The organism is Cupriavidus sp. CP313, from assembly GCF_054072015.1.
In genome coordinates this window covers 61,134-87,846 of the sequence record NZ_JBSVZB010000034.1, presented here as the reverse complement: position 1 = coordinate 87,846, position 26,713 = coordinate 61,134, and the positions used below count along the sequence as shown (strand labels likewise).

Sequence of the window (26,713 nt, the reverse complement as noted above, 5' to 3'; positions counted from 1 at the left end):
AGCTTGAACTGCTCGGTGTACTTTGCCATGTAAAAACCCCCAAAAGTTGTCTCCAACTTCTGGGGGTCAGTTCACAAGCGGGAGAGGGAGCACCCAATGGGTCATTTGGGGCCGGACTTCGGGACTAGCCTTCTTGCGATGCCAGGTCGGTTGTTTCGGGATACGGCTCTGCCGTATCCGCCGCCTGCACCGCATAACGCGCCTTGCCGTGCCGCTTGGCCTCGTACAGCGCCATGTCGGCGTGCATGAACAACTCGCTCGCGGTCATGGTGTGGCGCGCGTCATGGATGGCCGAGCCGACACTGGCCGAGGCCGCCAGCGTGTGACCGTCGATCACGAAGGGCATGCGCGCGGCCTGCACAATGGTGTTGGCGATGGACGCCATGGCCTGGCGGTCGGCAACGCCGTCCAGGATCACCGCAAACTCATCGCCGCCGATGCGCGCGACCGCGTCGCCCTTGCGCACGCAGGCGCGCAGCCGCTGCGCAAAGGCGACCAGCAACTGGTCGCCCACCGGATGGCCAAAGCTGTCGTTGACGCCCTTGAAGTCGTCCAGGTCCACCAGCAGCAGCGCCAGCGAGCGCCCGTCGGCGCTGGCGCGGGCCATGTATTCGGCCAGGCGCCGGTCGAAGCCCTTGCGGTTGAGCAGGCCGGTGAGGTAGTCGGAGATGGTCTGCGCTTCCAGGCTGCGCAGCTTTTCGCGCTCATGGGTGACGTTGCGCCCGAACATGTGCAGGCCAATGACGGTGTCCTGGGCATCGTTCCAGGCCGGCTGGTAGGTGATCTCCATGCATTCGGTGCCGTCGGCGCTTTCCCGCGCAAAGGTCACTGACCGCCCGGCCCGGGCTTGTTCCAGGTACGGCTGGCAGGCCAGGTATTCCTGCGTGCCCCACAGTTCGCGCAGCGACAGCCCCACGATCTGCTGCGCCGGCACGCCGTAGCGCTGCGCATAGGCCTGGTTGACGAAGACATAGCGCTGTTGCATGTCGATGAACGAGACAAAGTCCGGCACATGGTTGGCGATCGCCTCGATGCGCTTCTCGCTCTCGGCGGCGCGGTCCTTGGCCGCTTTCAGCGCGGCTTCGCGCTCCGACAACTGCGCCACCACCTCGGCGAAGGTCACGGCCAGTTCGCCGATCTCGTCGGCACGGCCGGCGGGCAGGTCCGCCACCGCGGCCGGGTTGGTGCCGATCTGGCGCACGGCGCGGTGCAGCCGCTGCAGCGGTTCAAGCAGCCGGCGCATGACCAGCCACATCATCGCGGCGGCAAGCAGCATGGTGAGGGCGCCGATGACCATGGTCCGTTGGCGCACCGCGACCAGCGGCGCGTAGGCTTCGGCTGCCGGCAGGACCGCCACCACTTCCCAGCCGTTGGATGCCAGCAGGTAGCGCGCCACGATCGGCTGCGTCGGTGTCAGGACTTCCAGGAAGGCGGGGGCGTGGTCGGCGCCGCAGGCTTCGCCGATCGCGCGTGCGGGGCTCAGCACGCGGGCAACGTCCGGATGCATCGCATAGCGGGGATTGGCGCCGGCGGAAACCAGGCAGAAGCTGCCGGTAGTGCCCACGCGGCTGTGCGCAAGTTCGCGCAGGAAGTTGCTGTTCGCGAGGTTCAGGACGCCCCCGACCACGCCGCGCAGCTCGCCACCCGGCCCGTGCAGCGGCACTGCCAGCACCACGCCGGGGGCATTGGTCTGCTTGCCCTGGATCAGGTCCGACACCGCAAACGCCTGGCCCTGCTGGATATCGCGGAAGTAGTCGCGATCGTCCACGCGCAGGCGCACGCCATCCGGCACGGCGGTGCTGAACACCAGGTGCCCGTCGGGCGCGGCCAGGAAGACGGCGTTGAAGGCCTCGGGCATTTCCACCAGGCCCTCCACGGCCCGGCGCAGCTCGGCCGGCTTTGCCGAAAGCATGGGGGAGAGCTGGCGTGCCACGCGCCGCAGGACGGCGGCCCGGCCCTGCAGTTTTTCATCGAGTTGCTCGGCCACCATCTTGACCAGCGTGTCCTGCTGCGTTTGCTGCAGGTTCTTCAGGCCGTCGTAGGCGTAGTACTGCGCGTAGAGCGCGCGCAGCACGATGATCAGCGTCACCACACCCGCCGTGGCGAACGCCATCCGGTACTTCAAAGAGTGCTGCATGATTGACTTATTTCTTGTGCGCACTGACCCGTATTCCCGTCCCGGCGCATCGTGTTGCCGACCCAAGATCCTGTCCGCGACGTGAAATCAAGATTAGCAGATGTCAAGATAAAATTCGCAACTGTTTGCAACCGCGCGCCCCAGGTGTACGCGCAACGTGCCTGCCGCGCTACAGGGAAGGGCGGGGCGGTGGCGAGATCGCCACGCACACTCATGCACGGATTCCGGCTTGGCATTAGCATGCGGAATGGCCCGCGATGTGGCGGGCCCGTCTCGCGGTTCCTGATTGCCGTTCCTGATTCCTTCCAGCCCAAACGCCAATGACTACACCGACTACGCTGCTCGACCTGGCCGGCGCCAGCCGCACCCCTTCCGCCTGGGATGCCGCCGTCCTGATCCTGATCGACCATCAACGCGAATACGTCGACGGCCGCCTGCCGCTGGTCGGCATGCCCGCGGCCGTGGCTGCCTGCGCGCAGTTGCTGGCGCTGGCGCGCAGCCACGGCACGCCGGTAATCCATGTCGCGCACCACGGCCGGCCGGGCAGCATGGCGTTCGATCCGACCGGGCCGTATGCCGCCTTTATCGAGGGGGTGGGGCCACAGGCCGGTGAGATTACCGTCACCAAGGGCCTGCCCAACAGCTTCGCCGGCACCACCCTGGCCGACGAACTGGCCAGGCTCGGCCGCAAGGAGCTGATCGTGGCCGGCTTCCAGACGCATATGTGCGTAAGCGCCACGGTGCGCTCGGCGCTCGACCACGGCTATCGCAGCACCGTGGTTGCCGCGGCCTGCGCCACGCGTGACCTGCCTGACCCGCTGGGCGGCCCCGCCGTACCTGCGGCAGATCTGCACCGCAGCACGCTGGCCGCGTTGAATGACCGCTTTGCCACGGTCGTCGCAGACGCAGGGGCCTGGCACGGCTAACCAGCGACGGGCCAGGTGCGCACGCGCAGCACCGTATCGTCGCGCGGGCGCAGCGTCAACTCCAGCGCGGTCGGCACGCCCCGCCGCGTGATCGGCGCGACAAAGCGTGCCGTGTCCGCTGCCGCAGCGAGCCGCGTGCCGCAGCGCATCGCCAGCCGCAGGATATGCAGCGGCACGAACCGGTCCGGCTCGTGCATGTCCGCCAGCGCGGCCAGCGTGAAATGCAGCGGCTGCCGGGCCAGTGCGATGAAGCGCCCGCGCAGCCGCGCCAGCGTTGTCGCGGGCGCTGCCAGTCCTTCGCCCTCGGCGCCGTTGCGCGTCATGCCGCGCACGTGCGGCTGCCACAGCGTGCCGGCAACCCAAAGCGGTGCGCGCCCCGCGCCATCTGCATCCACGCATGCATCGAGCGCCACGACCTCGCCCGTCAGGTCATAGGTGGAAGCCACCGAGGCAAAGCTGCGGTGGTAGCCGATGATGCAATCCATGTCTTCGTCATAGACCGGCCGTGCATCGCGCGGCACGCGCGCCGAGCGCATCTCGAACCAGCCGGCACAGACCGGGTTGCGGCCGGTCCAGGGCAGGGCGGGTCCTGTTTCGGTCGGGGTGGGGAGGCTGGCGGATGGCAAGTCGTGCTCCGGTGCAGGTCGGAGCAGTCAAGGTAGCCGGCGAGTGAGTGGCCGGAAATGAGATAAGCCTTGTCGCTGGCAACGGAAAGGTTGCGTCGCGACGTGGCTACGGCCTAGAAGCTCACGCCCAGCGAAAGGATCGCGACCTGGTCCGTCGAGCCCGGGTTGAACCAGTAGAAGCCCGCCGTGAACCTGCGCACCGTGACCTGGAAAAAGCCGCCTCGCTGGAGTTCGCGGTCTCCCCCGTAGATCCGGGTACGTTGCGCGACCAGGCCCAGCCTCAGCCATTCGACCGGGCGGAAGCCAAGTTCGCTCCAGGCATAGAGATAGCCCGGTTCCTCGCCGCGCGCGTCCAAGTATTCGGCTTCGATATAGTAGTCGAACTTGCTCACTGCCACGCTGGCCTCGATCCCGCCGATCAGGCCGTGGGTGGAGCCCCCCACGAAGCCAACGATGGGTGTGGCCTTGAACTGGATGGTTTCGCCGCCCGAGAAGGTCCAACCAATGAAGGCTGACTGCGAGTGGACCGCCTCGTAGTTGCTTCTTGCCTCGAGGTGAAGCTGCTTCCTTTCCGCGATGAAGATGCCGGAGAGGTAGTCGCCGCTCTCGCGCGGCATGTTCCAGTAGCCTGTTGCCGAGAAGGTCCAGGGCGAGCCGGCCGCCTGCCCGGCGGCATCCGGCGCGGGCTGGGGCGGCTCCTGTGCCTGGACCGCGCCCGCGCCAAGGGCGGCGGCAAGCAGCAGGATCGCGCCTCGCATCTCAGCCGCCCAGCGCGATGATGGCGATGGTCATGACGACGCCCAGCGCCGTCATGGCTGCGCCAGTGACCCAGCCGCCAAAGCCGGCATGGCGGCCCAGCGCCCACCCGGCGACGAACAGCATGGCCAGGGTTAGCCCGCGCGAGATCAGTAGCGCCAGTTTGACGTCGTCCAGCAGTACGAACGGCAGTGCGACCGGAAACGTGGCCAGCACAACGATAAAGAAGATGCGCACGGCACCCAGCAGGTCGGCCATGTTCAGGCGGGGGCGGGGCGGCAGCGCCGGCGCGGCGGTGAGCCGTGCCCGCATGGCTTCCAGTTCCTTGTCGGTGACCAGCGACTTCGTTGCGCGAGGCAGCGCATCGCGAATCAGGCTGATCGCAGTGGCCTGGTCGCCTGCATTCCTGACGGCAAGCGCCAGGGAGATCCGCTGGCCGCGGCTCGCCAGCGTACGGATCAGGAACATGACCGCATCCACCATGCCCCAGGCCAGGTTGCAGCCCAGCGCGGCATGCATCATGGTGCGGCTGGCATCCGGGCCACCCGTGCCGCTCGACACCGCGCCGACAAAAGTGAGCGCCATGAACAGGCCGAAGCACATCTCGGAGACGCGGTCCACCACGTCCAGCACCGGCTCCCGTGTCTGCGCATCCTCCGGCGGCACGGTCGCGCCGGCATGGATCGTCGTCCTGGGTGAATCGGGCATGGCGGACTCCCGAAAGCTGCGTCGATGATCGGATGGGCGAAAGGGGCTGGGCCCCGTGGGAGCGATGGCGACTGTGCCTGCCTGGCCCGTCGTCCTGTGGACAAGTATGCGTGCCAGGCGCAAATATGCCAGGCCAGCTTTCCTTGATTGGCTCGTGAACCACGGTTTTCCGGGGAGGGTAGAAAACCTGGGCAAACGCCGGGCAACAAAAAACCCAGAGAGCTTGCGCTGTCTGGGTTTCCTGGCAACTTAGGCAGTTGCTGGCCATTTGTCTGGTGGGTGGTACAGGGATTGAACCTGTGACCCCTGCCGTGTGAAGGCAGTGCTCTACCGCTGAGCTAACCACCCCTGTCTGCGTCGTCGTTGCCGTCGTGCAGCAGAGAAATGAGATTATGCAGACGCCTCTGTATCTTGTAAAGCCCTTTTTGAATCTTTTGTCAGGCAGCCAGGCTTCCGGGCGCTTCCGCCGGGGCCTCCTGCCACACGGTCTTGCCGCCGCTGGCCTTGTCCAAACCCTTGAGCAGGGCGAGGTGGGTCTGTTGTTCTTCATCGGTGGCGCGCAGCACCGGCAGGGCCAGGCGCGACAGGTCGGCGCTGGCGACGGCGCCGCCTGCGCCCGCCGTGCTGTCGTGCATGTCGATTACCAGCGAATCCTGGCCGCGCGTCATGGCCAGGTAGACCTCGGCCAGCAACTCGGCATCCAGCAGTGCGCCGTGCAGCGTGCGGTGGGCGTTGCTGATGCCCAGGCGGTCGCACAGGGCATCGAGCGAGTTGCGCTTGCCGGGGAACATCTGGCGGGCTTCGCGCAGGGTATCGATCACATTGCCGGCATGCTGGCGGAACGGCGGCAGGCCCAGCAGCTGGAATTCCATGTCGAGGAAGCCCAGGTCGAACGGCGCGTTGTGGATGATCAGCTCGGCGTCCTGAACGAAGTCGCGGATGTCGTTGGCGACTTCGGCAAAGCGGGGCTTGTCGGCCAGGAACTCGACCGTGATGCCGTGGACGGCGATCGCGCCCTCGTCGATATCGCGTTCCGGGTTGACGTAGAAGTGCAGGTGGCGCCCCGTCAGGCGGCGGTTCATCAGTTCGACGCAGCCGATTTCGATCAGGCGGTCGCCGGTGGCGGCACTCAGGCCGGTGGTTTCGGTGTCGAGAACGATTTGTCGCATGGCGGGCATTCTAGCGGAGCGGCGCGGGCGCTCCGCGGTTCTTGTTGTAGCGACGCGTCAGCGTCCGATCGATTCGACGCCGCGATTGGCGAGTGCATCGGCGCGCTCGTTGCCGGGGTGGCCGTTGTGGCCGCGCACCCAGTGCCAGGAAATCTGGTGCTGCTGCGCCAGCGTGTCCAGCTCCTGCCACAGGTCCACGTTCTTGACGGGCTTCTTGTCGGCGGTCTTCCAGCCGCGCGCCTTCCAGCCGGGCAACCATTCGCTGATGCCTTTCTGGACATATTGCGAGTCGGTGTAGACGCGCACCGTGCAGGGCCGCTTGAGTGCGCGCAGCGCTTCGATCACCGCGGTCATTTCCATGCGGTTGTTGGTGGTGTTGGGCTCGCCGCCGAACAGTTCTTTCTCGCTGGTGCCGGCGACGAGCACCGCGCCCCAGCCGCCGCGGCCGGGATTGCCCTTGCAGGCGCCGTCGGAGTAGATCGTGATTTCTTGCATGTGATTCCGTGGTGGCCATCCGCCGGGCGGGTGGCGCTTTGAGGGCGAATTGGGTGAGAGCGCGGGCGCGCGCCGGCGTCAGCGCTCTTCGCCAGGGGTCTTGCCGTGGGTGCCGGTAGGCGTGGCCACGGGCGATGACACCGGGGCCAGCGCCGGCTTGCTCTTCCAGGCCGGGCCGACCAGGCGGATGTTGCGCACGCGCTTGATCGCCGAGATCATATAGACCGCGCCGAAGATCGGCCACCAGCGGTCGCCGGCCTTTTCCATGAAGGCGGCGCGCTGCAGCCAGCGGTCGGTGCGGTAGGGCGGGCAGTAGCAGCCAAAGCGGCCGCGGATGATATCGAAGCCCAGCAGCTTGAGCCAGTCCTTGATGCGCACGAAGCCGATCTGCTGCGCGTCCGTCGGCAGGAAGGCCGTGGCGCCGAGCCGGTTCATGCCCTGGCGCGCGCCCCACAGGCTCATCGGGTTGAAGCAGGTGACCACCACGCGCCCCTCGGGCATCAGCACCCGCGAGACCTCGCGCAGCACTTCGTGCGGGTCTTCGGCGAATTCCAGGATATGGGGCAGGGTGACCAGGTCGATGCTCTGGGTGTCGAACGGCAGTTCGTCGAAGCGGCACAGCAGCTGGCGCGCGTCGGGATGTGCGGCACGCGGCCCGTGCGGCCCGCTGGACGGATCCAGCGCCAGCGCCGAGAACGGCATCCGGTTCTCGCGCAGGGTGTCGATAAAGGGCAGGCCCATCTGGACGGCGTGGTAGCCGAAGATGTCGGTCACGATCCGGTCGTACTGCTGCGCCTCCCAGCGCAGCATGTACTCGCCGGGCGGCGAGGCCAGCCAGTCTTCCCAGCTTACAATCGAATGATTGGGACGATTGGACATAGGAGCATGCGCATGTTGAAGGTTGAGCCGATCCCGGCGTTCCAGGATAACTATATCTGGGCCATCCACGACGGGCATAGCGCCGCCGTGGTCGATCCCGGCGAGGCCGCGCCGGTGGAGCGCTTCCTGGCGCAAAGCGGTCTGGCTCTGGGCGCTATTGTAATCACCCATCACCACGGCGATCACCAGGGCGGGGTGGCCGAGCTGCTGGCGGCGCACCCGCGCACGCCGTCGGGCGCGCCGATGCCGGTGCTGGGGCCGGCTGGCGAACGCATTGGCGGGCGCACCCAGGCCCTGCGCGAAGGCGATGTCGTGACCCTGGAGACGCCGGCGCTGACGCTGCGCGTGCTGGACGTGCCCGGGCACACCGCCGGCCATATCGCCTATGTGGGCGACCTGGCCGAAGCCGGCCCGGCGGTCTTTTGCGGCGATACCCTGTTCGCCAGTGGCTGCGGGCGTCTGTTCGAAGGCACGCCGGCGCAGATGCTGGACTCGCTCGACAAGCTGGCGGCGCTGCCGGGCGATACCCGCGTCTATTGCGCGCACGAATATACGCGCAGCAATGTGCGCTTTGCGCGCGCGGTGGAACCGGCCAATGCCGCGCTGGCGGCGTGGGAGCAGCGGGTTGACGCACTGCGCGCGGCGGACCAGCCGACGCTGCCGACCACCATCGCCCATGAGCGCGAGGTCAATCCCTTCCTGCGCTCGCGCGAGCCGGCGGTGCGGGCGGCGGTGGCGGCGCAGGGCGGGGCCGCCACCGGCGATGCGCAGGCGTTCGGTGCGCTGCGCGGCTGGAAGGACAATTACCGCTGAGCCACGCCTGGCGTGCCGGGCCTTGCGCCGCAAGGCTTTCCGGCTGCCCGCCGGATATTGGCTATATGGAAAATCTGATTGACGCGATACGCGGTTTTTTTTAGCATCACGCATCCTTTTGGCGTCACGATTCGAGAACTTAATGAAAATTGGTCGATTACTGGCGGTGGTCGCGTGCGCCGCGCTGCTTGCAGCGTGCGCCAGCACCCCCACGCCGCCTGATGGCGCCAACGGCGCCGCGACCGCCCAGACCGCCAAGCGCCAGGACCCGCTCAACTCGCTCAGCGACAAATCGGCGCTTGCTTCCGCTTCCGCGATCAATGTCGACCAGGGTGGCCTGGGCTGGCTGCGCGGCCCGTCCAATGACATCTGGGACCGCATCCGGCGCGGCTTTGCCATGCAGGACCTGGAGGGCACGCTGGTCGATGACCGCACCCAGTGGTATGCGCAGCGGCCGGAATACATGGAACGGATGGTCGGGCGCTCAAGCCGCTACCTGTATCACATCGTAGAGGAGCTGGAACGGCGCAAGATGCCGACCGAGCTGGCGTTGCTGCCGTTCGTCGAGAGCGCGTTCAACCCGCAGGCGCAGTCCACCGCCAAGGCGGCCGGCATGTGGCAGTTCATCCCAAGCACGGGCAAGTCGTACAACCTGAAGCAAAACATGTTCCGCGACGAGCGCCGCGACGTGCTGGCCTCGACCGACGCCGCGCTGGACTACCTGGCGCGGCTCTACGACATGTTCGGCGACTGGCACCTGGCGCTGGCGGCGTACAACTGGGGCGAGGGCGCGGTGTCGCGCGCGATCGCACGCAACCAGGCGCGCGGGCTGCCGACCGACTACGCCAGCCTGCCCATGCCCAACGAGACGCGCTACTACGTGCCGAAGCTGCAGGCGGTCAAGAACATCATCGCCAACCCGGCCGTGTACGGCGTCAAGCTGCCCGAGATCCCGGACCACCCGTACTTTGTCACGGTGACCACCTCGCGCGATATCGACGTGAACCTGGCGGCCAAGCTGGCGGACATGTCGGTGGAGGAGTTCAAGGCGCTCAACCCGTCGTTCAACCGGCCAGTGATCCTGGGCGCGTCCAACCCGCAGATCCTGCTGCCGTTCGATAACGCCGAGCGCTTCCAGTACAACCTGAACACCTACCGCGGCGGGTTGTCGAGCTGGTCGGCGGTGACGGTGGACAGCCGCGAGCGTGTCGAAGCGCTGGCGGCACGGCTGAACGTCGACGCCGATACGCTGCGCGAGATCAACAGCATCCCGAAGGGCATGCGCCTGAAGGCCGGCTCGACCGTGATGATTCCGCGCTCGGGCCGCCACGACCAGGATATCAGCGCGACCCTCGCCGACAGCGCCATGCTGGCGATGGAGCCTGACTTGCCGGATGCGCGCCGCGTGGTGGTGCGTGCCGGGCGGCGGGACACCGTGGCCACGGTGGCGCGGCGCTATGGCGTCTCGGCGGGGCAGGTGCAATCGTGGAACAAGCTCTCCGGCACCAAGCTGGTCGCCGGGCAGAGCCTGGTGCTGATGGTGCCGGTGCGCGGCGCAGGCGCGGTGCGGGCGGCGCGGGCCGAACAGGCTGACCGTGCCGAGCGCGCCGATCGTGCGGAGCGTTCCGAGCGCGCCGAGCGAAGCAGCAAGAGCGGCGTCGTGCGGGCCTCGGCCAAGGGCAAGGCGGAGCCGCGCAAGCGCGTCACCGTCGAAGCCTCGTCGAAGCGCTCGGCAGCCAAGGCGGCGCCGGCGCGCGTGGCGCGCGAGTCCAAGCCGGGGCCGACCGTCAAGGCGTCGGCCAAGGCCGACACCAAGGGGGCCAAGGCCCGCTGACGAATGCTGGCGCCGGCTGGTCCGGCGCATTGCGCAAGAAGGGGCGATGCCGTCGGCACGCCCCTTTTTTCATGTGCCGGGCCCCGGCGCCCGTACGCCCACTCCGAATCTGTGTCCACGCGCACCCGCGCCGGTGGCAAACTACGGTCATCATCACAATGACCGCAGACGCGGAGGAGACAGACATGACGGCAAGCCATGCCGTGCATGCCCGTTCGCTGGCCGACCCCGAGGGGTTCTGGGCCGAACAGGCGGCGCGCATCGACTGGGAAACCCCGTTCGGCCAGGTGCTCGACAACAGCCGCGCGCCCTTTACGCGCTGGTTCGTCGGCGGGCGCACCAACCTGTGCCACAACGCGGTCGACCGCCACCTGGCGGCCCGCGCCAGCCAGCCGGCGCTGCACTGGGTCTCGACCGAGACCGACGAGGCCCGCACCTTTACCTACGCTGAACTGCACGACGAGGTCAGCCGCACGGCCGCGACCCTGCAGGGCCTGGGCGTGCAGAAGGGTGACCGCGTGCTGATCTACATGCCGATGATCCCGGAGGCCGCCTTTGCCATGCTGGCCTGCGCGCGCATCGGCGCGATCCATTCGGTGGTGTTCGGCGGCTTTGCCTCGGTCAGCCTGGCCGCGCGCATCGAGGATGCCCGGCCGCGCGTGGTGGTCAGCGCCGACGCCGGCTCGCGCGCCGGCAAGGTGGTGCCGTACAAGCCGCTGCTGGACGAGGCCATCCGGCTCTCGTCGCACCAGCCCGAGAAGGTGCTGCTGGTGGACCGGCAGCTGGCGGAAATGCCCCGTACCGAGGGCCGCGATGAGGACTATGCCGCCTGGCGCGAGCGCGTGGCCGGCGTGCAGGTGCCGTGCGTGTGGCTGGAGTCGAGCGAGCCGTCGTACGTGCTCTACACCTCCGGCACCACCGGCAAGCCCAAGGGCGTGCAGCGCGATACCGGCGGCTACGCGGTGGCGCTGGCCACCTCGATGGAATACATCTTCTGCGGCAAGCCCGGCGACACCATGTTCACCGCGTCGGACATCGGCTGGGTGGTGGGGCACAGCTATATCGTCTACGGCCCGCTGCTGGCCGGCATGGCCACGCTGATGTATGAAGGCACGCCGATCCGCCCGGACGGCGGCATCCTGTGGCGGCTGGTGGAGCAATACAAGGTCAACCTGATGTTCAGCGCGCCGACCGCGATCCGCGTGCTGAAGAAGCAGGACCCGGCCTGGCTGACCCGCTACGACCTGTCCAGCCTGCGCCTGCTGTTCCTGGCCGGCGAGCCGCTGGACGAGCCCACCGCGCGCTGGATCCAGGACGGCCTGGGCAAGCCGGTGGTCGACAACTACTGGCAGACCGAATCCGGCTGGCCGATCCTCGCGATCCAGCGCGGCATCGAGGCGCTGCCGCCCAAGCTGGGCTCGCCCGGCGTGCCCGCCTATGGCTATGACCTGAAGATCGTCGACGAGAACACCGGCGCGGAATGCGCGCCGGGGCAGAAGGGCGTGGTCGCCATCGACGGCCCGCTGCCGCCGGGATGCATGAGCACGGTCTGGGGCGACGATGACCGCTTCGTGCGCACCTACTGGCAGGCGGTGCCGAACCGGCTGTGCTATTCCACCTTCGACTGGGGTGTGCGCGACGCCGACGGCTATGTCTTTATCCTGGGCCGCACCGACGACGTGATCAACGTGGCCGGCCACCGGCTGGGTACCCGCGAGATCGAGGAAAGCCTGTCGTCCAACGCCGCCGTGGCCGAGGTGGCGGTGGTGGGCGTGCAGGACGCGCTCAAGGGGCAGGTGGCGATGGCCTTCTGCATCGCCCGCGATCCGGCGCGCACGGCCACGGCCGAAGCGCGGCTGGCATTGGAAGGCGACCTGATGAAGACGGTGGAGCAGCAACTGGGTGCCGTGGCGCGGCCGGCGCGCGTATTCTTTGTCAATGCGTTGCCCAAGACCCGCTCCGGCAAGTTGCTGCGGCGCGCCATGCAGGCGGTGGCCGAAGGGCGCGACCCGGGCGACCTGACCACGATCGAGGACCCGGGTGCGCTGGAACAGTTGCAGGTGGCGCTGAAAGGCTAGATGGAGGGCTGAGGCGCGTGGCGATGCGGGTGCCTTGCGGGGCACTCCGCATTTCACCCTTGCTATCGGCTGTGATGCAGTCTAATATTTGAAGCATAAAATATTTAGACATCATCTAGATGGCGGTGTGGGCCCTGGGCAAAGTGCCCGGCGCAGCCGGCAGGAGGCGACAAATGCGAGTGCTTTGTATTGGTGGTGGCCCGGCAGGCCTGTACTTCGGACTGCTGATGAAGCTGCAGGATCCGGCCAACGAGGTCATCGTGGTCGAACGCAACCGGCCCTACGACACCTTCGGCTGGGGCGTGGTGTTCTCTGACGCCACCATGGACAACCTGAAGGAAGCCGACCCGGTCAGCGCCGCCGAGATCAACGCGGCCTTCAACCACTGGGACGATATCGACATCCATATCGGCGGGCGCACCGTCCGCTCCGGCGGCCACGGCTTTATCGGCATCGGCCGCAAGCGCCTGCTCAATATCCTGCAGGCGCGCTGCGAAGCGCTGGGCGTGAAGCTGGTGTTCGAAACCGATGTGTCCGACGACCAGGCGCTGGCGATGCAATACCAGGCCGACCTGGTGATCGCCTCGGACGGCCTGAACAGCCGCATCCGCACCCGCTACGCGCAGACCTTCCAGCCTGACATCGACACGCGCCAGTGCCGCTTTGTCTGGATGGGCACGCACAAGCTGTTCGACGCCTTCACCTTTGCCTTCGAGAAGACCGAGCACGGCTGGTTCCAGGCGCACGCCTACCGCTTTGACGACACCACCTCGACCTTTATCGTCGAGGCCCCGGAGTCCGTCTGGCGCGCCGCGGGCATCGAGCAGATGAGCCAGGAAGAGGGCGTGGCCTACTGCGAGCGCCTGTTCGCGCGCTACCTGGACGGCAACAAGCTGATCACCAATGCGGCGCACCTGCGCGGCTCGGCGATCTGGATCCGCTTCCCCCGCGTGATCTGCCACCAATGGGTGCATTGGAACACCTTGCCCGACGGCCGCCGCGTGCCGGTGGTGCTGATGGGCGATGCCGCGCACACCGCGCATTTCTCGATCGGTTCGGGCACCAAGCTGGCGTTGGAAGATGCCATTGACCTGGCCGAAGAAATCCGTGGCAGGGGTCATGACGGCCTGCCCGATGCACTGTCGCGCTACGAAGCCACGCGCGGCGTGGAAGTGCTGAAGATCCAGAACGCGGCGCGCAACTCGACCGAATGGTTCGAGAACGTCGAGCGCTACGCGGGCAGCCTGCCGCCGGAGCAGTTCGCCTATTCCCTGCTGACGCGCTCGCAGCGCATCTCGCATGAGAACCTGCGCGTGCGCGATGCGGACTATGTGGCGCAGTTCGAACACTGGCTGGCGCGGCAGGCCGGCGTGCCGGCCGAAAGTCTGAAGCTGCGCGAGCACCAGCCGCTGCCGCCGATGTTCACGCCGTTCCGCATGCGCGGCGTCACGCTGAAGAACCGCGTGGTGGTGTCGCCGATGGCGATGTACTCGTGCACCGACGGCGTGCCGGGCGACTTCCACCTGGTCCACCTGGGCTCGCGCGCGCTGGGCGGCGCCGGCATGGTGGTGGCGGAGATGACCTGCGTGTCGCCCGATGCGCGCATCACGCCGGGCTGCCCGGGTTTGTGGAACGACGCACAGCGCGACGCCTGGCGCCGCATCGTCGACTTCGTGCATGCCAACAGCGATGCGCGCATCGCCATGCAGATCGGCCACTCGGGCCGCAAGGGTTCGACGCAGCTCGGCTGGGAGGCGATGGACCATCCGTTGCCGGCGGATAACTGGCCGGTGATCTCGGCCTCGCCGCTGCCCTACCTGCCGGGCGAATCGCAGACGCCGCGCGAGATGACGCGCGCAGACATGGAGCGCGTGCGCGATGACTTCGTCGCCAGCGCGCGCCGCGCCGCAGAGGCCGGCTTCGACTGGCTGGAGCTGCACTGCGCGCACGGCTACCTGCTGTCGAGCTTTATCTCGCCGCTGACCAATACCCGGGAAGACGAATATGGCGGTTCGCTGGCTGCGCGGCTGCGCTACCCGCTGGAGGTCTTTGCCGCGGTACGCGCGGTGTGGCCGGAACACAAGCCGATGTCGGTGCGCATCTCGGCGCACGACTGGGTCGAGGGCGGCATCACGCCTGATGACGCGGTGGCGATCGCACGCGCCTTCAAGGCCGCCGGCGCCGACATGATCGACTGCTCGTCGGGCCAGGTCAGCCCGGACCAGGCTCCGGTCTACGGCCGCATGTACCAGACCCCGTTTGCCGACCGCATCCGCAACGAAGCCGGCATCGCCACCATTGCCGTGGGCGCGATCTTCGAGGCCGACCATGTCGATTCGATCATCGCCGCGGGCCGGGCCGACCTGTGCGCGATCGCGCGGCCGCACCTGGCCAACCCGGCCTGGACGCTGCAGGAAGCGGCGCGGATCGGTTATCGCGATATTGCCTGGCCCAAGCAGTACCAGGCCGCCAAGCGACAACTGGAAACCAACCTGGAACGCGCCGCGGCGCAGGAGAAGCAGGGATGACGCGCAGCACGGGTTCACTGTCAGGGCGCCACGCGCTGGTCACCGGCGGCGGGCGCGGCATCGGCGCGGCAATCGCGCGCCGGCTGCTGGCCGACGGCGCCAGCGTGACGCTGCTAGGCCGCGATGCCGGCGCGTTGCAGGCGACCGTGCAAGCGCTGCGTGAGCTTGCTCCCGCAGGCGCCGTGGTCTCTTTTGTCACGGCCGATATCGCCGATGCCGACAGCGTGGCGCGCGCCTTTGCCGCCGCCGCTGAGCAGGCCGGCCCGGTGTCGATGCTGGTCAACAACGCCGGCCAGGCGCACAGCGCACCGTTCCTGAAGACCGACGCCGCGCTGTGGCAGCGCATGCTGGATGTGAACCTGACCGGCACCTTCCTGTGCACGCAGGCGGCGCTGCCAGCGATGCTCGACGCGGGCTGGGGCCGCATCGTCAATGTGGCGAGCACGGCGGGGCTGGTCGGCTATGGCTATGTCAGCGCCTATTGCGCGGCCAAGCATGGGGTGATCGGCCTGACGCGCGCGCTGGCGCTGGAAACCGCGGCCAAGGGCGTGACCGTCAATGCGGTCTGCCCGGGCTATACGGAAACCGACATCGTGCGCGACGCCGTGGCCAATATCGTCGGCAAGACCGGCCGCACCGAGGAACAGGCGCGCGCCGAGCTGGCCGCACGCAATCCGCAACGGAGGCTGGTGCAGCCCGAGGAAGTGGCCGACGCGGTGGCCTGGCTGTGCCAGCCATCCGCGACCGCGATCACCGGCCAGGCGATCCCCGTCGCCGGCGGCGAAGTGATGGCGGGCTGAACCAGACCGACTGCAACAGACAACGAGAGAAACCCATGACAGAGATCGCACTCGACATGCGCCACCACAGGCGCAGCTTTGCCGGCTACCAGCCGGAGCACTTCCTGTGGTCGGTGTCCGGCGACGGCAAGGTCGGCACCGTGACGCTGAACCGGCCGGAGCGCAAGAACCCGCTGACTTTCGATTCCTATGCCGAGCTGCGCGACCTGTTCCGCGGCCTGTGCTATGCCAGCGACATCAAGGTGGTGGTGGTGACGGGCGCCGGCGGCAACTACTGCTCGGGCGGCGACGTGCACGAGATCATCGGGCCTCTCACGCGCATGACCATGCCGGAGCTGCTTGACTTCACGCGCATGACCGGCGACCTGGTCAAGGCGATGCGCGCCTGCCCGCAGCCGGTGGTCAGCGCGGTCGACGGCATCTGCGCCGGCGCCGGCGCGATGATGGCGCTGGCTTCCGACATGCGCCTGGGCACGGCGCAGGCCAAGACCGCGTTCCTGTTCACGCGCGTTGGCCTGGCCGGCGCCGACATGGGCGCGTGCACGCTGCTGCCGCGCGTGATCGGGCAGGGGCGTGCCAGCGAGCTGCTCTACACCGGCCGCTCGATGAGCGCGGAAGAGGGCCTGCAGTGGGGCTTCTTCAATGCGCTGCATCCGTCGGAAGCGGTGCTGGCCCAGGCGCAGGCGCTAGCCGCGCAACTGGCCGCCGGCCCGACCTTTGCCCACGGCGTGACCAAGAAGCTGCTGCACCAGGAATGGAACATGGGGCTGGACGAGGCCATCGAGGCCGAGGCTGAAGCCCAGGCCATCTGCATGCAGACGCGCGACTTCCGCCGCGCCTACGAGGCCTTCGTCGCCAAGACGAAGCCGGTGTTCGAAGGGGACTGAACCGCCATGTCCGACAAGACCTATCTCGACCTGCCGCTGTTCGACGACGCGCACCGCACACTGGAGCGCGAACTGGACGCCTGGTGCGCGCAACACCTCCATGTCGACCACAGCGATACCGACGCCGCCTGCCGCGCACTGGTGCGCCAGCTGGGCGAGGCCGGCTGGCTGCGCTACTGCGTGCCGGCCGCGCACGGCGGCGCGCTGCCGGCGCTGGATTCGCGCTCGCTGTGCCTGCTGCGCGAGACCCTGGCGCGCCATGACGGCCTGGCCGATTTTGCCTTTGCCATGCAGGGGCTGGGCTCGGGCGCGATCTCGCTGGCCGGCAGCGATGCGCTGCGCGCGCATTACCTGCCGCGCGTGGCCCGCGGCGAGGCGATTGCCGCGTTTGCGCTGTCCGAGCCGGAGGCCGGTTCCGATGTCGCCGCCATGCAATGCAGCGCACGGCTGTCGGACGACGGCAGCCACTATGTGATCGACGGCGCCAAGACCTGGATTTCCAACGGCGGCATTGCCGACTTCTACTGCGTGTTCGTGCGAACCGGCGAGGCGCCCGGCGCACGCGGCATCTCCGCCTTTGTGGTGGACGCCGATACGCCGGGCCTGACCATCGCCGAGCGCATCGACGTGATGGCGCCGCACCCGCTCGCCACGCTGCGTTTCGACAACTGCCGCGTGCCCGTGGGCAACCGGCTGGGCGAAGCGGGGCAGGGCTTCAAGGTGGCGATGATGACGCTGGACATCTTCCGTGCCTCGGTCGCGGCGGCGGCGCTGGGCTTTGGCCGCGCCGCGCTGGACGATGCACTGGCGCGCGCCTGCGCGCGCCCGATGTTCGGTGGCGTGCTGGCCGACCTGCAGCTGACGCAGGCCGCCATCGGCGATATGGCCACCGCGATCGATGCCGCGGCGCTGCTGACCTACCGCGCGGCATGGCTGCGCGATGTCAAGGGCCAGCGCACCACGCGCGAGGCGGCCATGGCCAAGATGGTGGCGACCGAGAACGCGCAGCAGGTGATCGACCGTGCGGTGCAGATGTTCGGTGGCCTTGGCGTCAAGGTCGGCACGCGGGTGGAAAGCCTGTACCGCGAGATCCGCTCGCTGCGCATCTATGAAGGCGCCACCGAAGTGCAGAAGCTGATCATCGCGCGCGAGACGCTGGCCGGGCGCAAAGCCTGACGCGCCCGCGAGCTACCCACGAACTGCCGTACCGATACAGAGCAGACAGGAGACAAGCCATGGCGACCACAGCCCACCTCGACACCTTCGCGCGCGACCGCCTGCCGCCGCCCGATATGTGGCCGGTGTTCCGCTTCAATGCCGATACCGACTACCCGGAGCGGATGAATGCCGCGGTGGAGCTGGTAGACCGCCACGTGCGCGAAGGCCGCGGCGAGCGCATCGCCATCCGCCATCGCCGCGACGGACAGGTCGAGACGGTCACGTATGCGCAGCTGGCGGCGCTGGTGAACCGCATCGCCCATGTGCTGGTCGAGGACATGCAACTGGTGCCCGGCAGCCGCGTGCTGCTGCGCGGGCCCAACAACCTGATGATGGCCGCCAGCTGGCTGGCCACGCTCAAGGCGGGCCTGGTCGCTGTGCCGACCATGCCGCTGCTGCGCGCCAAGGAACTGAAGCAGATCATTGACAAGGCCCAGGTTGGCGCCGCGCTGTGCGATGCGCGGCTGCGCGAGGAACTCGACGCCAACCAGCAGGCGGGCGGCGAATTCCACTGCCCGAGCCTGGCGCGCGCACTGTATTTCAACGGTGAAGGCGAGGGTTCGCTGGAGGCGGCGATGGCGGGCAAGCCGGATGCCTTCGAGGCCTGCGACACCGCCAGCGACGATGTCTGCCTGATCGCCTTTACCAGCGGCACCACCGGCCAGCCCAAGGGCACCATGCACTTCCATCGCGACGTGCTGGCGATGTGCGACCTGTTCCCGCGCCACGTGCTGCGCCCGCAGGCCGACGACGTGTTCTGCGGCACGCCGCCGATCGCGTTCACCTTCGGGCTGGGCGGCATGCTGTGTTTCCCGCTGCGCATCGGCGCCAGCGCCGTGCTGGCCGAGAAGCTGACGCCAGAGACGCTGCTCGGGCTGATCCAGGATTTCCGCGCCACCATTGTGTTTACCGCCCCGACCTTCTACCGGCAGATGGCAACGCTGGCGCCGCGCTATGACCTGACCAGCCTGAAGCAGAGCGTGTCGGCCGGCGAAGCCCTGCCGGACGCCACGCGCCAGAGCTGGAAGGCGGCCACCGGCATCGAGATGACCGACGGCATCGGCGGCACGGAGATGATGCATATCTTTATCTCCAGCGCCGGCGCCGAGGTCAAGCCGGGCGCGATCGGGCGGGTGGTGCCGGGCTATGTCGCGCAGATCGTCGACGAGAACATGCAGCCCTTGCCGCCGGGACAGGTCGGCAAGCTGGCGGTGCAGGGGCCGACCGGCTGCCGCTACCTGGACGATCCGCGCCAGTCCAACTATGTGAAGGCGGGCTGGAACCTGCCGGGCGATACCTTTTTCGTCGACGAGGACGGCTACTACTTCTACCAGGCGCGCTCGGACGACATGATCATCTCGGCCGGCTACAACATCGCCGGGCCGGAGGTGGAGAGCGCGCTGATGCAGCACGAGGCGGTGGCCGAATGCGGCGTGGTCGGCGCGCCAGACGACGGGCGCGGCCAGGTGGTGATGGCATATGTGGTGCTGCGCGAGGGCGTGGCAGCGGACGACGCCACCCGCACCGCGCTGCAGGATTACGTCAAGCGCCAGATCGCGCCCTACAAGTACCCGCGCCGCATCGTGTTCGTGCCGGCGCTGCCGCGCACCGAGACCGGCAAGCTGCAGCGCTTCCGGCTGCGCCAGATGGCGGAGCAGGGCAATGGCGGCACTGGCGGTAACAACAACGGCGCGGGGAAGCCATGAGCCACGTCTTCCGCAACACCGTGCTGGTGCGCTTCAAGCACTGCGACGCTGCGGGCATCGTGTTCTACCCGCGCTATTTCGAGATGCTCAACGACCTGATCGAAGACTGGTTCGGCGAGGCGCTGGGCTGGCCCTTCGATGCCATGCATGGCGAGGGCCGCGCCGGCGTGCCGACCGCCGAGCTGGAGTGCCGCTTCCTGGCGCCCAGCCGGCTGGGCGAGGTGCTGACGCGCGAGCTGCGCGTGCTGAAGCTGGGCCAGTCCAGCTTTACCCTCGCGATCCGCTTCGCCGGCCCGCATGACGATACCCGCATGGAAGTGACGCAGCGGCTGGTCTGCGTCGATACCGGCTCGATTGCTCCGCAGCCGTTGCCAGATGCCGTGCGCGAGGCCATGTCGGCCTACCTGGTCGATACGGCCTGAATCCAGGAATTCCATCCACTTATCCAGATATCAACAGGAAGAAGCACCATGAAGATCCTGCAGCCGCCCGACTGGGCGCCCCCGCGTGGCTACGCCAACGGCACCATGACCGAAATGCAGGTCGGCAGCCGCCTCCTTTTCGTCAGCGGCCAGATCGGCTGGACCGGCAAATGTGAATTCGAGACCGACGACTTCGGCCTCCAGGTGGCGCAGGCGCTGCGCAACGTGGTTGCCGTGCTGGCGGCCGGCGACGCGCTGCCTGAGCATATCGTGCGCATGACCTGGTATGTGAAGGACAAGGCGGAATATGTCGGCGCCTACGGGGCGATCGGCCAGCATTACCGGGCCATCATCGGCCGCCACTTCCCGGCGATGACGGCGGTCGAGGTCGCGGACCTGGTGGAGCCGCGCGCCAAGTTGGAAATCGAGGTCACGGCGGTCGTACCGCCGCAGGCGTAACGTAGCAGGCACAGGGCAGGAAGGTGGCCGGCGGCGTGGTGACGCCGCCGCCTGCCGCGTGCAAGTCCTTGAAAACTTGAGAAATTGGGTGGCGCGGGATATAATTCGAAAGTTTCGCTTTCAGAACCCTTCACCCTAGCGCCTACCGCTTTCCACCTTCCGCCGCCCCCAGCCGCGCCGCCTTTGCTGTCCGCATTCAATGTGATGCAAGGTGCATGTCGCAAACCGGATCCGACCGCATCGGCGCAATGCCGCTGCCGCCGTCACGGATCCAGCCTGGGAGGCACGAGGCGTCGATTGGTCGGTCACGGGGTGAGTCCAGCAGGAGCCTACCCGTGTTACCGTCTTTTCCGTCCGCCATTCTCGCGCTAGCAGACGGCACGGTCTTTCGTGGCTATTCCATTGGCGCTTCCGGCCATACCATCGGTGAAGTGGTGTTCAACACTGCCATCACCGGTTACCAGGAAATCCTCACCGACCCGAGTTACTCCCGGCAGATCGTCACGCTGACGTATCCGCATATTGGTAACTACGGGGTCAATCCCGAGGATGTCGAAGCCACGAAAGTCCATGCCGCCGGCCTGATCATCAAGGATCTGCCGATCCTGGCCTCGAACTTCCGCAAGGAGCACACCCTTGCCCACTACCTGAAGCAGGAAAAGGTGGTGGCCATCGCCGGCATCGATACGCGCAAGCTGACGCGTATCCTGCGCGAAAAGGGTGCCCAGAACGGCTGCATCCTGGCCGGCGAAGACAATGTCCAGAAGGCCATCGACCTGGCCCGCTCGTTCCCCGGCCTGGCCGGCATGGACCTGGCCAAGGTGGTCTCGGTCAAGGAACCGTATGAGTGGACCCAGACCGAATGGAAGCTGGGCGAAGGCTACGGCAAGCAGGACAAGCCGCAGTTCCACGTGGTCGCCTTTGACTACGGCGTCAAGTACAACATCCTGCGCATGCTGGCCGAGCGCGGCTGCAAGGTGACGGTGCTGCCTGCCCAGGCAAGCGCCGCCGACGCGCTGGCGCTGAATCCGGACGGCGTGTTCCTGTCCAACGGCCCCGGCGACCCCGAGCCGTGCGACTACGCCATCGCCGCCACGCGCGAGTTCATCGAGCGCGGCATCCCGACCTTCGGCATCTGCCTGGGCCACCAGATCATGGCCCTGGCCGTCGGCGCCAAGACCCTGAAGATGAAGTTCGGCCACCACGGCGCCAACCACCCGGTCAAGGACCTGGACGATGGCCGCGTGGTGATCACGTCGCAGAACCATGGCTTCGCGGTGGACGCGGACACGCTGCCGTCGAACGTGCGCGTCACGCACAAGTCGCTGTTCGACGGTTCGCTGCAGGGTTTCGCGCTGACCGACAAGCCGGCCTTCTGCTTCCAGGGTCACCCGGAAGCCTCGCCCGGCCCGAACGACGTGGCTTACTTGTTCGACCGCTTTATCCAGCTGATGACCGACGCGCGCAAGTAAGCGCAGCCGGGAACAGTGCAGACACAGGGACATCCCATGAACGCCTTCATGCATACCGCTTTCGGCATCACCGATTTCTGGACCTATGTGCTGGGCACGATCTTTATCGTGCTGCTGCCGGGGCCGAACTCGATGTACGTGCTGTCGGTGGCGGCGCAGCGCGGCGTGCGCGCCGGCTACAAGGGCGCGTGCGGGGTGTTCCTGGGCGACTTCGTGCTGATGGTGCTGTCGGCGGCGGGCGTGGCCTCGCTGCTCAAGGCCAGCCCGGCGCTGTTCTACGTGGTGAAGTACATCGGCGCGGCCTACCTGGCGTGGATTGGTTTCAACATGCTGCGCGGCGCGCTGCGCAACTGGGCGGCGCGCGGCGAAGCTGCGGCGGCCACGGCGAGCGCGCCCATGCCGGACCAGTCCGACCCGTTCCACAAGGCGCTGCTGATCAGCCTGCTGAACCCGAAGGCGATCCTGTTCTTCATCTCGTTCTTCATCCAGTTCGTCGACCCGGCCTTTGCTTACCCGGTACTGTCGTTCGCCGCGCTGGGTGTGGTCTGCCAGTTCTTCAGTTTTGCCTACCTGACCACGATCATCTTCGTGGGTGCGAAGCTGGCCGAAGCGTTCCGGCGCCGCCGCAGGCTGTCGGCCGGCATGGCCAGCGGGGTAGGCGCGATGTTCATCGGCTTCGGCGCCAAGCTGGCGACAGCCACGATGAACTGAGCAAGACGATATTTTTGAATCCTGACGGATTCCCTGATTACCGGCGCGGTCCGCAGGCAAGGCGGGCCGGCCCATAAAGAGAGCGTGCAATGCCAAAACGCACAGACATCAAGAGCATCCTGATCATCGGCGCGGGCCCCATCATCATCGGCCAGGCGTGCGAGTTCGATTACTCCGGCGCCCAGGCCTGCAAGGCGCTGCGCGAGGAAGGCTTCAAGGTCATCCTGGTCAACTCGAACCCGGCGACCATCATGACCGATCCCAATACGGCCGATGTGACCTACATCGAGCCGATCACCTGGGAAGTGGTCGAGCGCATCATCGAGAAGGAACGCCCTGATGCGATCCTGCCGACCATGGGCGGCCAGACCGCGCTGAACTGCGCACTGGACCTGCATCGCCACGGCGTGCTGGACAAGTACAAGGTGGAACTGATCGGCGCGTCGCCCGAAGCCATCGACAAGGCCGAGGACCGCCAGAAGTTCAAGGACGCCATGACCAAGATCGGTCTGGGTTCGGCCAAGTCGGGCATCGCCCACTCGATGGACGAAGCCATGGCCGTGCAGTCGCGCATTGCCCAGGAAACCGGCTCCGGCGGCTACCCAATCGTGATCCGCCCGTCGTTCACGCTGGGCGGCAGCGGCGGCGGCATCGCCTACAACCGCGAAGAGTTCGAAGAGATCTGCAAGCGCGGCCTGGACCTGTCGCCGACGCGCGAGCTGCTGATCGAAGAATCGCTGCTGGGCTGGAAAGAGTATGAGATGGAAGTGGTCCGCGACAAGAAGGACAACTGCATCATCATCTGCTCGATCGAGAACCTGGACCCGATGGGCATTCACACCGGCGACTCGATCACCGTGGCCCCGGCCCAGACCCTGACCGACAAGGAATACCAGATCCTGCGCAACGCCTCGCTGGCCGTGCTGCGCGAGATCGGCGTCGACACCGGCGGCTCCAACGTGCAGTTCTCGATCAACCCGAAGGACGGTCGCATGATCGTCATCGAGATGAACCCGCGCGTGTCGCGTTCGTCGGCGCTGGCCTCCAAGGCCACCGGCTTCCCGATCGCCAAGGTCGCGGCCAAGCTGGCCGTGGGCTACACGCTGGACGAGCTGAAGAACGAGATCACCGGCGGCGCGACCCCGGCTTCGTTCGAGCCATCGATCGACTACGTGGTCACCAAGGTGCCGCGCTTCGCGTTTGAGAAATTCCCGCAGGCCGACAGCCACCTGACCACCCAGATGAAGTCGGTGGGCGAGGTGATGGCCATGGGCCGCACCTTCCAGGAATCGTTCCAGAAGGCCCTGCGCGGCCTGGAAGTGGGCGTGGACGGCCTGGACGAAAAGTCGTCGGACCGTGATGAGGTCGTCGAGGAAATCGGCGAAGCCGGCCCCGACCGCATCTGGTACGTCGGCGACGCGTTCCGCCTGGGCATGTCGCTGGAAGAGGTCTATGCCGAGACCGACATCGACCCCTGGTTCCTGGCCCAGATCGAAGACATCGTCAAGACCGAAGGGCTGGTCAAGTCGCGCACGCTGGACAGCCTGTCGACCGCCGAGCTGCGCTTCCTGAAGCAGAAGGGCTTCTCCGACCGCCGCCTGGCCAGGCTGCTGAAGACCGACGCCAAGGCCGTGCGCGAAGCGCGCATCGCCCAGAACGTGCGCCCGGTCTACAAGCGCGTGGACACCTGCGCGGCCGAGTTCGCCACCAACACCGCCTACATGTACTCGACCTACGAGGCCGAGCATGGCGAGTGCGAGGCGCAGCCGACCGACAAGAAGAAGATCATGGTCCTGGGCGGCGGCCCGAACCGGATCGGCCAGGGCATCGAGTTCGACTACTGCTGCGTGCACGCCGCGCTGGCACTGCGCGAAGACGGGTACGAGACCATCATGGTCAACTGCAACCCGGAAACCGTGTCGACCGACTATGACACCTCGGACCGCCTGTACTTCGAGCCGCTGACGCTGGAAGACGTGCTGGAGATCGTCGCGATCGAGAAGCCGGTCGGCGTGATCGTGCAGTACGGCGGCCAGACCCCGCTGAAGCTGGCGCTGGACCTGGAAGCCAACGGCGTGCCCATCATCGGCACCAGCCCCGACATGATCGACGCGGCCGAAGACCGCGAGCGCTTCCAGAAGCTGCTGCAGGAGCTGGGCCTGCGCCAGCCGCCCAACCGCACCGCGCGTGCCGAGGACGAAGCGCTGCGCCTGGCCGAAGAGATCGGCTACCCGCTGGTGGTGCGCCCGTCGTACGTGCTGGGCGGCCGCGCCATGGAAATCGTGCATGAGCCGCGCGACCTCGAGCGCTATATGCGCGAGGCCGTCAAGGTCTCGAACGACTCCCCGGTGCTGCTGGACCGCTTCCTGAACGACGCCATCGAGTGCGACGTCGACGCCCTGTGCGACGGCAAGCGCGTGTTCATCGGCGGCGTGATGGAGCACATCGAGCAGGCTGGCGTGCACTCGGGCGACTCCGCCTGCTCGTTGCCGCCGTACTCGCTGTCGGCCGAGACCGTGGCCGAACTGAAGCGCCAGACTGCCGCGATGGCCCGCGCGCTGAACGTGGTCGGCCTGATGAACGTGCAGTTCGCGATCCAGCAGAACAACGGCGTCGACACCGTCTACGTGCTGGAAGTGAACCCGCGCGCCTCGCGTACCGTGCCGTACGTGTCCAAGGCCACCGGCTTGCAGCTGGCCAAGATCGCCGCGCGCTGCATGGCTGGCCAGTCGCTGGACGAGCAGGGCATCGGCGAAGAGGTCATCCCGCCGTACTTCAGCGTCAAGGAAGCGGTGTTCCCGTTCAACAAGTTCCCCGGCGTCGATCCGGTCCTCGGACCTGAAATGCGCTCGACCGGCGAAGTGATGGGCGTGGGCAAGACCTTCGGCGAGGCGCTGTTCAAGAGCCAGCTGGCCGCGGGCTCGCGCCTGCCGGAAAAGGGCACCGTGCTGATCACCGTGAAGGACAGCGACAAGCCGCGCGCCGTTGGCGTGGCCCGCATGCTGCACGACATGGGCTACCCGATCGTTGCCACCCGCGGCACCGCCTCGGCCATCGAGGCCGCCGGTATCCCGGTCAAGACGGTCAACAAGGTCAAGGACGGCCGTCCGCATATCGTGGACATGATCAAGAACGGCGAACTGGCGCTGGTGTTCACCACCGTGGACGAAACCCGCACCGCGATTGCCGATTCGCGCTCGATCCGTACCTCGGCGCTGGCCCACCGCATTCCTTACTACACCACCATCGCCGGCGCCCGCGCCGCGGTGGAGGGCCTGAAGCACATGCAGAGCCTGGAGGTCTACGACCTGCAGAGCCTGCACGCCTCGCTGGCCTGAAGCCCCGTACGTAAGGCAAGCGGCACATCGCCACTGACCGGGCGCGTTGCGCCCGGTCAAGGCCAGGAAGCCCGCCGGAGTTGCTGCCGGCGGGCTTCCTGGCCTAAACTACGTCAAATTCGTCGATCGATGCGGCGTGCCCGCATTCGGTCCTGTCTGAAAGCCGCGGTTGAGCGGAAGTGCCCTGGCAGCATTTGCCAGGGATGGCTCCAGCTCCGCTGCGGCTCATTTTTTTGTTGAACGAAGACATGAGCACCATTCCGATTACCAAGCGTGGCGCAGAGCTCCTGAAGGAGGAGCTGCAGCGCCTGAAGGCTGTCGAGCGTCCGGCGGTGATCAATGCGATCTCGGAAGCCCGCGCACAGGGCGACCTGTCTGAAAACGCCGAATACGACGCCGCCAAGGAAAAACAGGGCTTTATCGAAGGCCGCATCCTGGAAGTGGAGGCCAAGCTGTCGGCCGCGCAGATCATCGACCCGACCCAGCTGGATACCGACGGCCGCATCGTCTTTGGCGCGACCGTGGACCTGGAAGACCTGGAGTCCGGCAGTCCCGTCAGCTACCAGATCGTGGGCGATGACGAGGCCGACATCGACGTCGGCAAGATCTCGGTCAGCTCGCCGATCGCGCGCGCGCTGATCGGCAAGTTCGAAGGCGACGTCGCAATCGTGCTGGCCCCTGGCGGCGAGCGCGAGTACGAAGTCATTACCGTACGCTATATCTGACGCCGGCCCGGCCGGCAGGCTTGCAC

At 67.2% G+C, this 26,713-nt stretch carries 22 protein-coding genes and 1 tRNA gene; 15 read left to right on the top strand and 8 right to left on the bottom strand.

Translation table 11 applies throughout. The features are described from left to right. Positions 1-124: 124 nt before the first annotated feature. On the bottom strand, positions 125-2,137 hold the full coding sequence (locus ACW4E8_RS33275) for a diguanylate cyclase domain-containing protein (protein WP_456808395.1): 2,013 nt from the start codon (positions 2,135-2,137) through the stop codon (positions 125-127). A gap of 320 nt (positions 2,138-2,457) precedes the next feature. Here ACW4E8_RS33275 and ACW4E8_RS33270 point away from each other — a divergent pair, with 320 nt between their 5' ends. After that, positions 2,458-3,063 carry a cysteine hydrolase family protein gene (locus tag ACW4E8_RS33270; protein WP_456808394.1) on the top strand — a complete coding sequence of 202 codons (606 nt, stop codon included), beginning with the start codon at positions 2,458-2,460 and terminating at the stop codon, positions 3,061-3,063. Here the strand turns inward: ACW4E8_RS33270 and ACW4E8_RS33265 are convergent. The 7 genes from ACW4E8_RS33265 to ACW4E8_RS33235 all read right to left on the bottom strand — a co-directional run bounded on the left by ACW4E8_RS33265 (position 3,060) and on the right by ACW4E8_RS33235 (position 7,696). Further along, positions 3,060-3,689 carry a hypothetical protein gene (locus tag ACW4E8_RS33265; RefSeq protein WP_456808393.1) on the bottom strand — a complete coding sequence of 210 codons (630 nt, stop codon included), beginning with the start codon at positions 3,687-3,689 and terminating at the stop codon, positions 3,060-3,062. The genes ACW4E8_RS33270 and ACW4E8_RS33265 overlap by 4 nt on opposite strands. Positions 3,690-3,802: 113 nt before the next feature. Next, positions 3,803-4,447 carry a hypothetical protein gene (locus tag ACW4E8_RS33260; RefSeq protein ID WP_456808392.1) on the bottom strand — a complete coding sequence of 215 codons (645 nt, stop codon included), beginning with the start codon at positions 4,445-4,447 and terminating at the stop codon, positions 3,803-3,805. A gap of 1 nt (position 4,448) precedes the next feature. After that, positions 4,449-5,153: a hypothetical protein gene (locus ACW4E8_RS33255; protein WP_456808391.1), complete on the bottom strand. Its 705-nt coding sequence runs from the start codon at positions 5,151-5,153 to the stop codon at positions 4,449-4,451. Between the two features lie 273 nt (positions 5,154-5,426). Continuing rightward, positions 5,427-5,501, bottom strand: a tRNA-Val gene (locus ACW4E8_RS33250). A gap of 89 nt (positions 5,502-5,590) precedes the next feature. Further along, complete coding sequence (dnaQ, locus tag ACW4E8_RS33245; RefSeq protein WP_456808390.1) at positions 5,591-6,331, bottom strand: DNA polymerase III subunit epsilon; 741 nt, start codon at positions 6,329-6,331, stop codon at positions 5,591-5,593. Positions 6,332-6,379: 48 nt separating this feature from the next. Beyond that, positions 6,380-6,817 (bottom strand): ribonuclease HI, encoded by a 438-nt coding sequence (rnhA, locus tag ACW4E8_RS33240; protein ID WP_456808389.1) that lies wholly within the window; start codon positions 6,815-6,817, stop codon positions 6,380-6,382. Between the two features lie 78 nt (positions 6,818-6,895). Further along, complete coding sequence (locus ACW4E8_RS33235; protein WP_456808388.1) at positions 6,896-7,696, bottom strand: class I SAM-dependent methyltransferase; 801 nt, start codon at positions 7,694-7,696, stop codon at positions 6,896-6,898. A 12-nt stretch (positions 7,697-7,708) separates the two neighbouring features. Between ACW4E8_RS33235 and gloB the strand changes: the two genes are divergently transcribed. The 14 genes from gloB to greA all read left to right on the top strand — a co-directional run bounded on the left by gloB (position 7,709) and on the right by greA (position 26,687). Continuing rightward, positions 7,709-8,509, top strand: coding sequence for a hydroxyacylglutathione hydrolase (gloB, locus tag ACW4E8_RS33230; RefSeq protein ID WP_456808387.1), 801 nt, complete (start codon positions 7,709-7,711; stop codon positions 8,507-8,509). Between the two features lie 142 nt (positions 8,510-8,651). Continuing rightward, positions 8,652-10,343, top strand: a complete 1,692-nt coding sequence (locus ACW4E8_RS33225) for a transglycosylase SLT domain-containing protein (protein WP_456808386.1) — start codon at positions 8,652-8,654, stop codon at positions 10,341-10,343. A 185-nt stretch (positions 10,344-10,528) separates the two neighbouring features. Then, positions 10,529-12,421 (top strand): propionate--CoA ligase, encoded by a 1,893-nt coding sequence (locus ACW4E8_RS33220; protein WP_456808385.1) that lies wholly within the window; start codon positions 10,529-10,531, stop codon positions 12,419-12,421. Positions 12,422-12,594: 173 nt separating this feature from the next. Beyond that, the gene (locus tag ACW4E8_RS33215; RefSeq protein WP_456808384.1) at positions 12,595-14,949 is read left to right on the top strand and encodes a bifunctional salicylyl-CoA 5-hydroxylase/oxidoreductase; all 2,355 of its coding nucleotides are present in this window, start codon (positions 12,595-12,597) and stop codon (positions 14,947-14,949) included. Further along, the gene (locus ACW4E8_RS33210) at positions 14,946-15,749 is read left to right on the top strand and encodes an SDR family NAD(P)-dependent oxidoreductase (protein ID WP_456808383.1); all 804 of its coding nucleotides are present in this window, start codon (positions 14,946-14,948) and stop codon (positions 15,747-15,749) included. Before ACW4E8_RS33215 ends, ACW4E8_RS33210 begins: the two co-directional genes overlap by 4 nt. A 35-nt stretch (positions 15,750-15,784) precedes the next feature. After that, the gene (locus ACW4E8_RS33205) at positions 15,785-16,636 is read left to right on the top strand and encodes an enoyl-CoA hydratase family protein (protein ID WP_456808382.1); all 852 of its coding nucleotides are present in this window, start codon (positions 15,785-15,787) and stop codon (positions 16,634-16,636) included. A gap of 6 nt (positions 16,637-16,642) precedes the next feature. Further along, on the top strand, positions 16,643-17,812 hold the full coding sequence (locus tag ACW4E8_RS33200; RefSeq protein ID WP_456808381.1) for an acyl-CoA dehydrogenase family protein: 1,170 nt from the start codon (positions 16,643-16,645) through the stop codon (positions 17,810-17,812). A gap of 59 nt (positions 17,813-17,871) precedes the next feature. Continuing rightward, positions 17,872-19,560: an AMP-binding protein gene (locus tag ACW4E8_RS33195; RefSeq protein ID WP_456808380.1), complete on the top strand. Its 1,689-nt coding sequence runs from the start codon at positions 17,872-17,874 to the stop codon at positions 19,558-19,560. Then, complete coding sequence (locus tag ACW4E8_RS33190; RefSeq protein ID WP_022535830.1) at positions 19,557-19,982, top strand: acyl-CoA thioesterase; 426 nt, start codon at positions 19,557-19,559, stop codon at positions 19,980-19,982. The genes ACW4E8_RS33195 and ACW4E8_RS33190 overlap by 4 nt, the downstream gene beginning before the upstream one ends. 48 nt (positions 19,983-20,030) lie before the next feature. Next, positions 20,031-20,441, top strand: a complete 411-nt coding sequence (locus tag ACW4E8_RS33185) for a RidA family protein (RefSeq protein ID WP_456808379.1) — start codon at positions 20,031-20,033, stop codon at positions 20,439-20,441. Between the two features lie 335 nt (positions 20,442-20,776). Further along, entirely contained in the window at positions 20,777-21,913 is a 1,137-nt protein-coding gene (carA, locus tag ACW4E8_RS33180; protein WP_456808378.1) for a glutamine-hydrolyzing carbamoyl-phosphate synthase small subunit, read from the top strand. Positions 21,914-21,949: 36 nt separating this feature from the next. Further along, complete coding sequence (leuE, locus tag ACW4E8_RS33175) at positions 21,950-22,624, top strand: leucine efflux protein LeuE (protein WP_456808377.1); 675 nt, start codon at positions 21,950-21,952, stop codon at positions 22,622-22,624. 89 nt (positions 22,625-22,713) lie between these two features. After that, positions 22,714-25,962, top strand: a complete 3,249-nt coding sequence (carB, locus tag ACW4E8_RS33170) for a carbamoyl-phosphate synthase large subunit (protein ID WP_456808376.1) — start codon at positions 22,714-22,716, stop codon at positions 25,960-25,962. 248 nt (positions 25,963-26,210) lie between these two features. Further along, positions 26,211-26,687 (top strand): transcription elongation factor GreA, encoded by a 477-nt coding sequence (gene greA, locus ACW4E8_RS33165; RefSeq protein WP_340529263.1) that lies wholly within the window; start codon positions 26,211-26,213, stop codon positions 26,685-26,687. Positions 26,688-26,713 lie beyond the last annotated feature (26 nt).

Bases quoted from the DNA above. Each gene is read 5' to 3' on its own strand.
- ACW4E8_RS33185 (WP_456808379.1), top strand. From the start codon at position 20,031: ATGAAGATCCTGCAGCCGCCCGACTGGGCGCCCCCGCGTGGCTACGCC.
- dnaQ (WP_456808390.1), bottom strand. From the start codon at position 6,331: ATGCCCGCCATGCGACAAATCGTTCTCGACACCGAAACCACCGGCCTG.
- carB (WP_456808376.1), top strand. From the start codon at position 22,714: ATGCCAAAACGCACAGACATCAAGAGCATCCTGATCATCGGCGCGGGC.
- leuE (WP_456808377.1), top strand. From the start codon at position 21,950: ATGAACGCCTTCATGCATACCGCTTTCGGCATCACCGATTTCTGGACC.
- gloB (WP_456808387.1), top strand. From the start codon at position 7,709: ATGTTGAAGGTTGAGCCGATCCCGGCGTTCCAGGATAACTATATCTGG.
- greA (WP_340529263.1), top strand. From the start codon at position 26,211: ATGAGCACCATTCCGATTACCAAGCGTGGCGCAGAGCTCCTGAAGGAG.
- ACW4E8_RS33260 (WP_456808392.1), bottom strand. From the start codon at position 4,447: ATGCGAGGCGCGATCCTGCTGCTTGCCGCCGCCCTTGGCGCGGGCGCG.
- ACW4E8_RS33215 (WP_456808384.1), top strand. From the start codon at position 12,595: ATGCGAGTGCTTTGTATTGGTGGTGGCCCGGCAGGCCTGTACTTCGGA.
- ACW4E8_RS33235 (WP_456808388.1), bottom strand. From the start codon at position 7,696: ATGTCCAATCGTCCCAATCATTCGATTGTAAGCTGGGAAGACTGGCTG.
- ACW4E8_RS33255 (WP_456808391.1), bottom strand. From the start codon at position 5,153: ATGCCCGATTCACCCAGGACGACGATCCATGCCGGCGCGACCGTGCCG.
- ACW4E8_RS33190 (WP_022535830.1), top strand. From the start codon at position 19,557: ATGAGCCACGTCTTCCGCAACACCGTGCTGGTGCGCTTCAAGCACTGC.
- ACW4E8_RS33275 (WP_456808395.1), bottom strand. From the start codon at position 2,137: ATGCAGCACTCTTTGAAGTACCGGATGGCGTTCGCCACGGCGGGTGTG.
- ACW4E8_RS33205 (WP_456808382.1), top strand. From the start codon at position 15,785: ATGACAGAGATCGCACTCGACATGCGCCACCACAGGCGCAGCTTTGCC.
- ACW4E8_RS33200 (WP_456808381.1), top strand. From the start codon at position 16,643: ATGTCCGACAAGACCTATCTCGACCTGCCGCTGTTCGACGACGCGCAC.
- rnhA (WP_456808389.1), bottom strand. From the start codon at position 6,817: ATGCAAGAAATCACGATCTACTCCGACGGCGCCTGCAAGGGCAATCCC.
- ACW4E8_RS33220 (WP_456808385.1), top strand. From the start codon at position 10,529: ATGACGGCAAGCCATGCCGTGCATGCCCGTTCGCTGGCCGACCCCGAG.
- ACW4E8_RS33270 (WP_456808394.1), top strand. From the start codon at position 2,458: ATGACTACACCGACTACGCTGCTCGACCTGGCCGGCGCCAGCCGCACC.
- ACW4E8_RS33195 (WP_456808380.1), top strand. From the start codon at position 17,872: ATGGCGACCACAGCCCACCTCGACACCTTCGCGCGCGACCGCCTGCCG.
- ACW4E8_RS33210 (WP_456808383.1), top strand. From the start codon at position 14,946: ATGACGCGCAGCACGGGTTCACTGTCAGGGCGCCACGCGCTGGTCACC.
- ACW4E8_RS33225 (WP_456808386.1), top strand. From the start codon at position 8,652: ATGAAAATTGGTCGATTACTGGCGGTGGTCGCGTGCGCCGCGCTGCTT.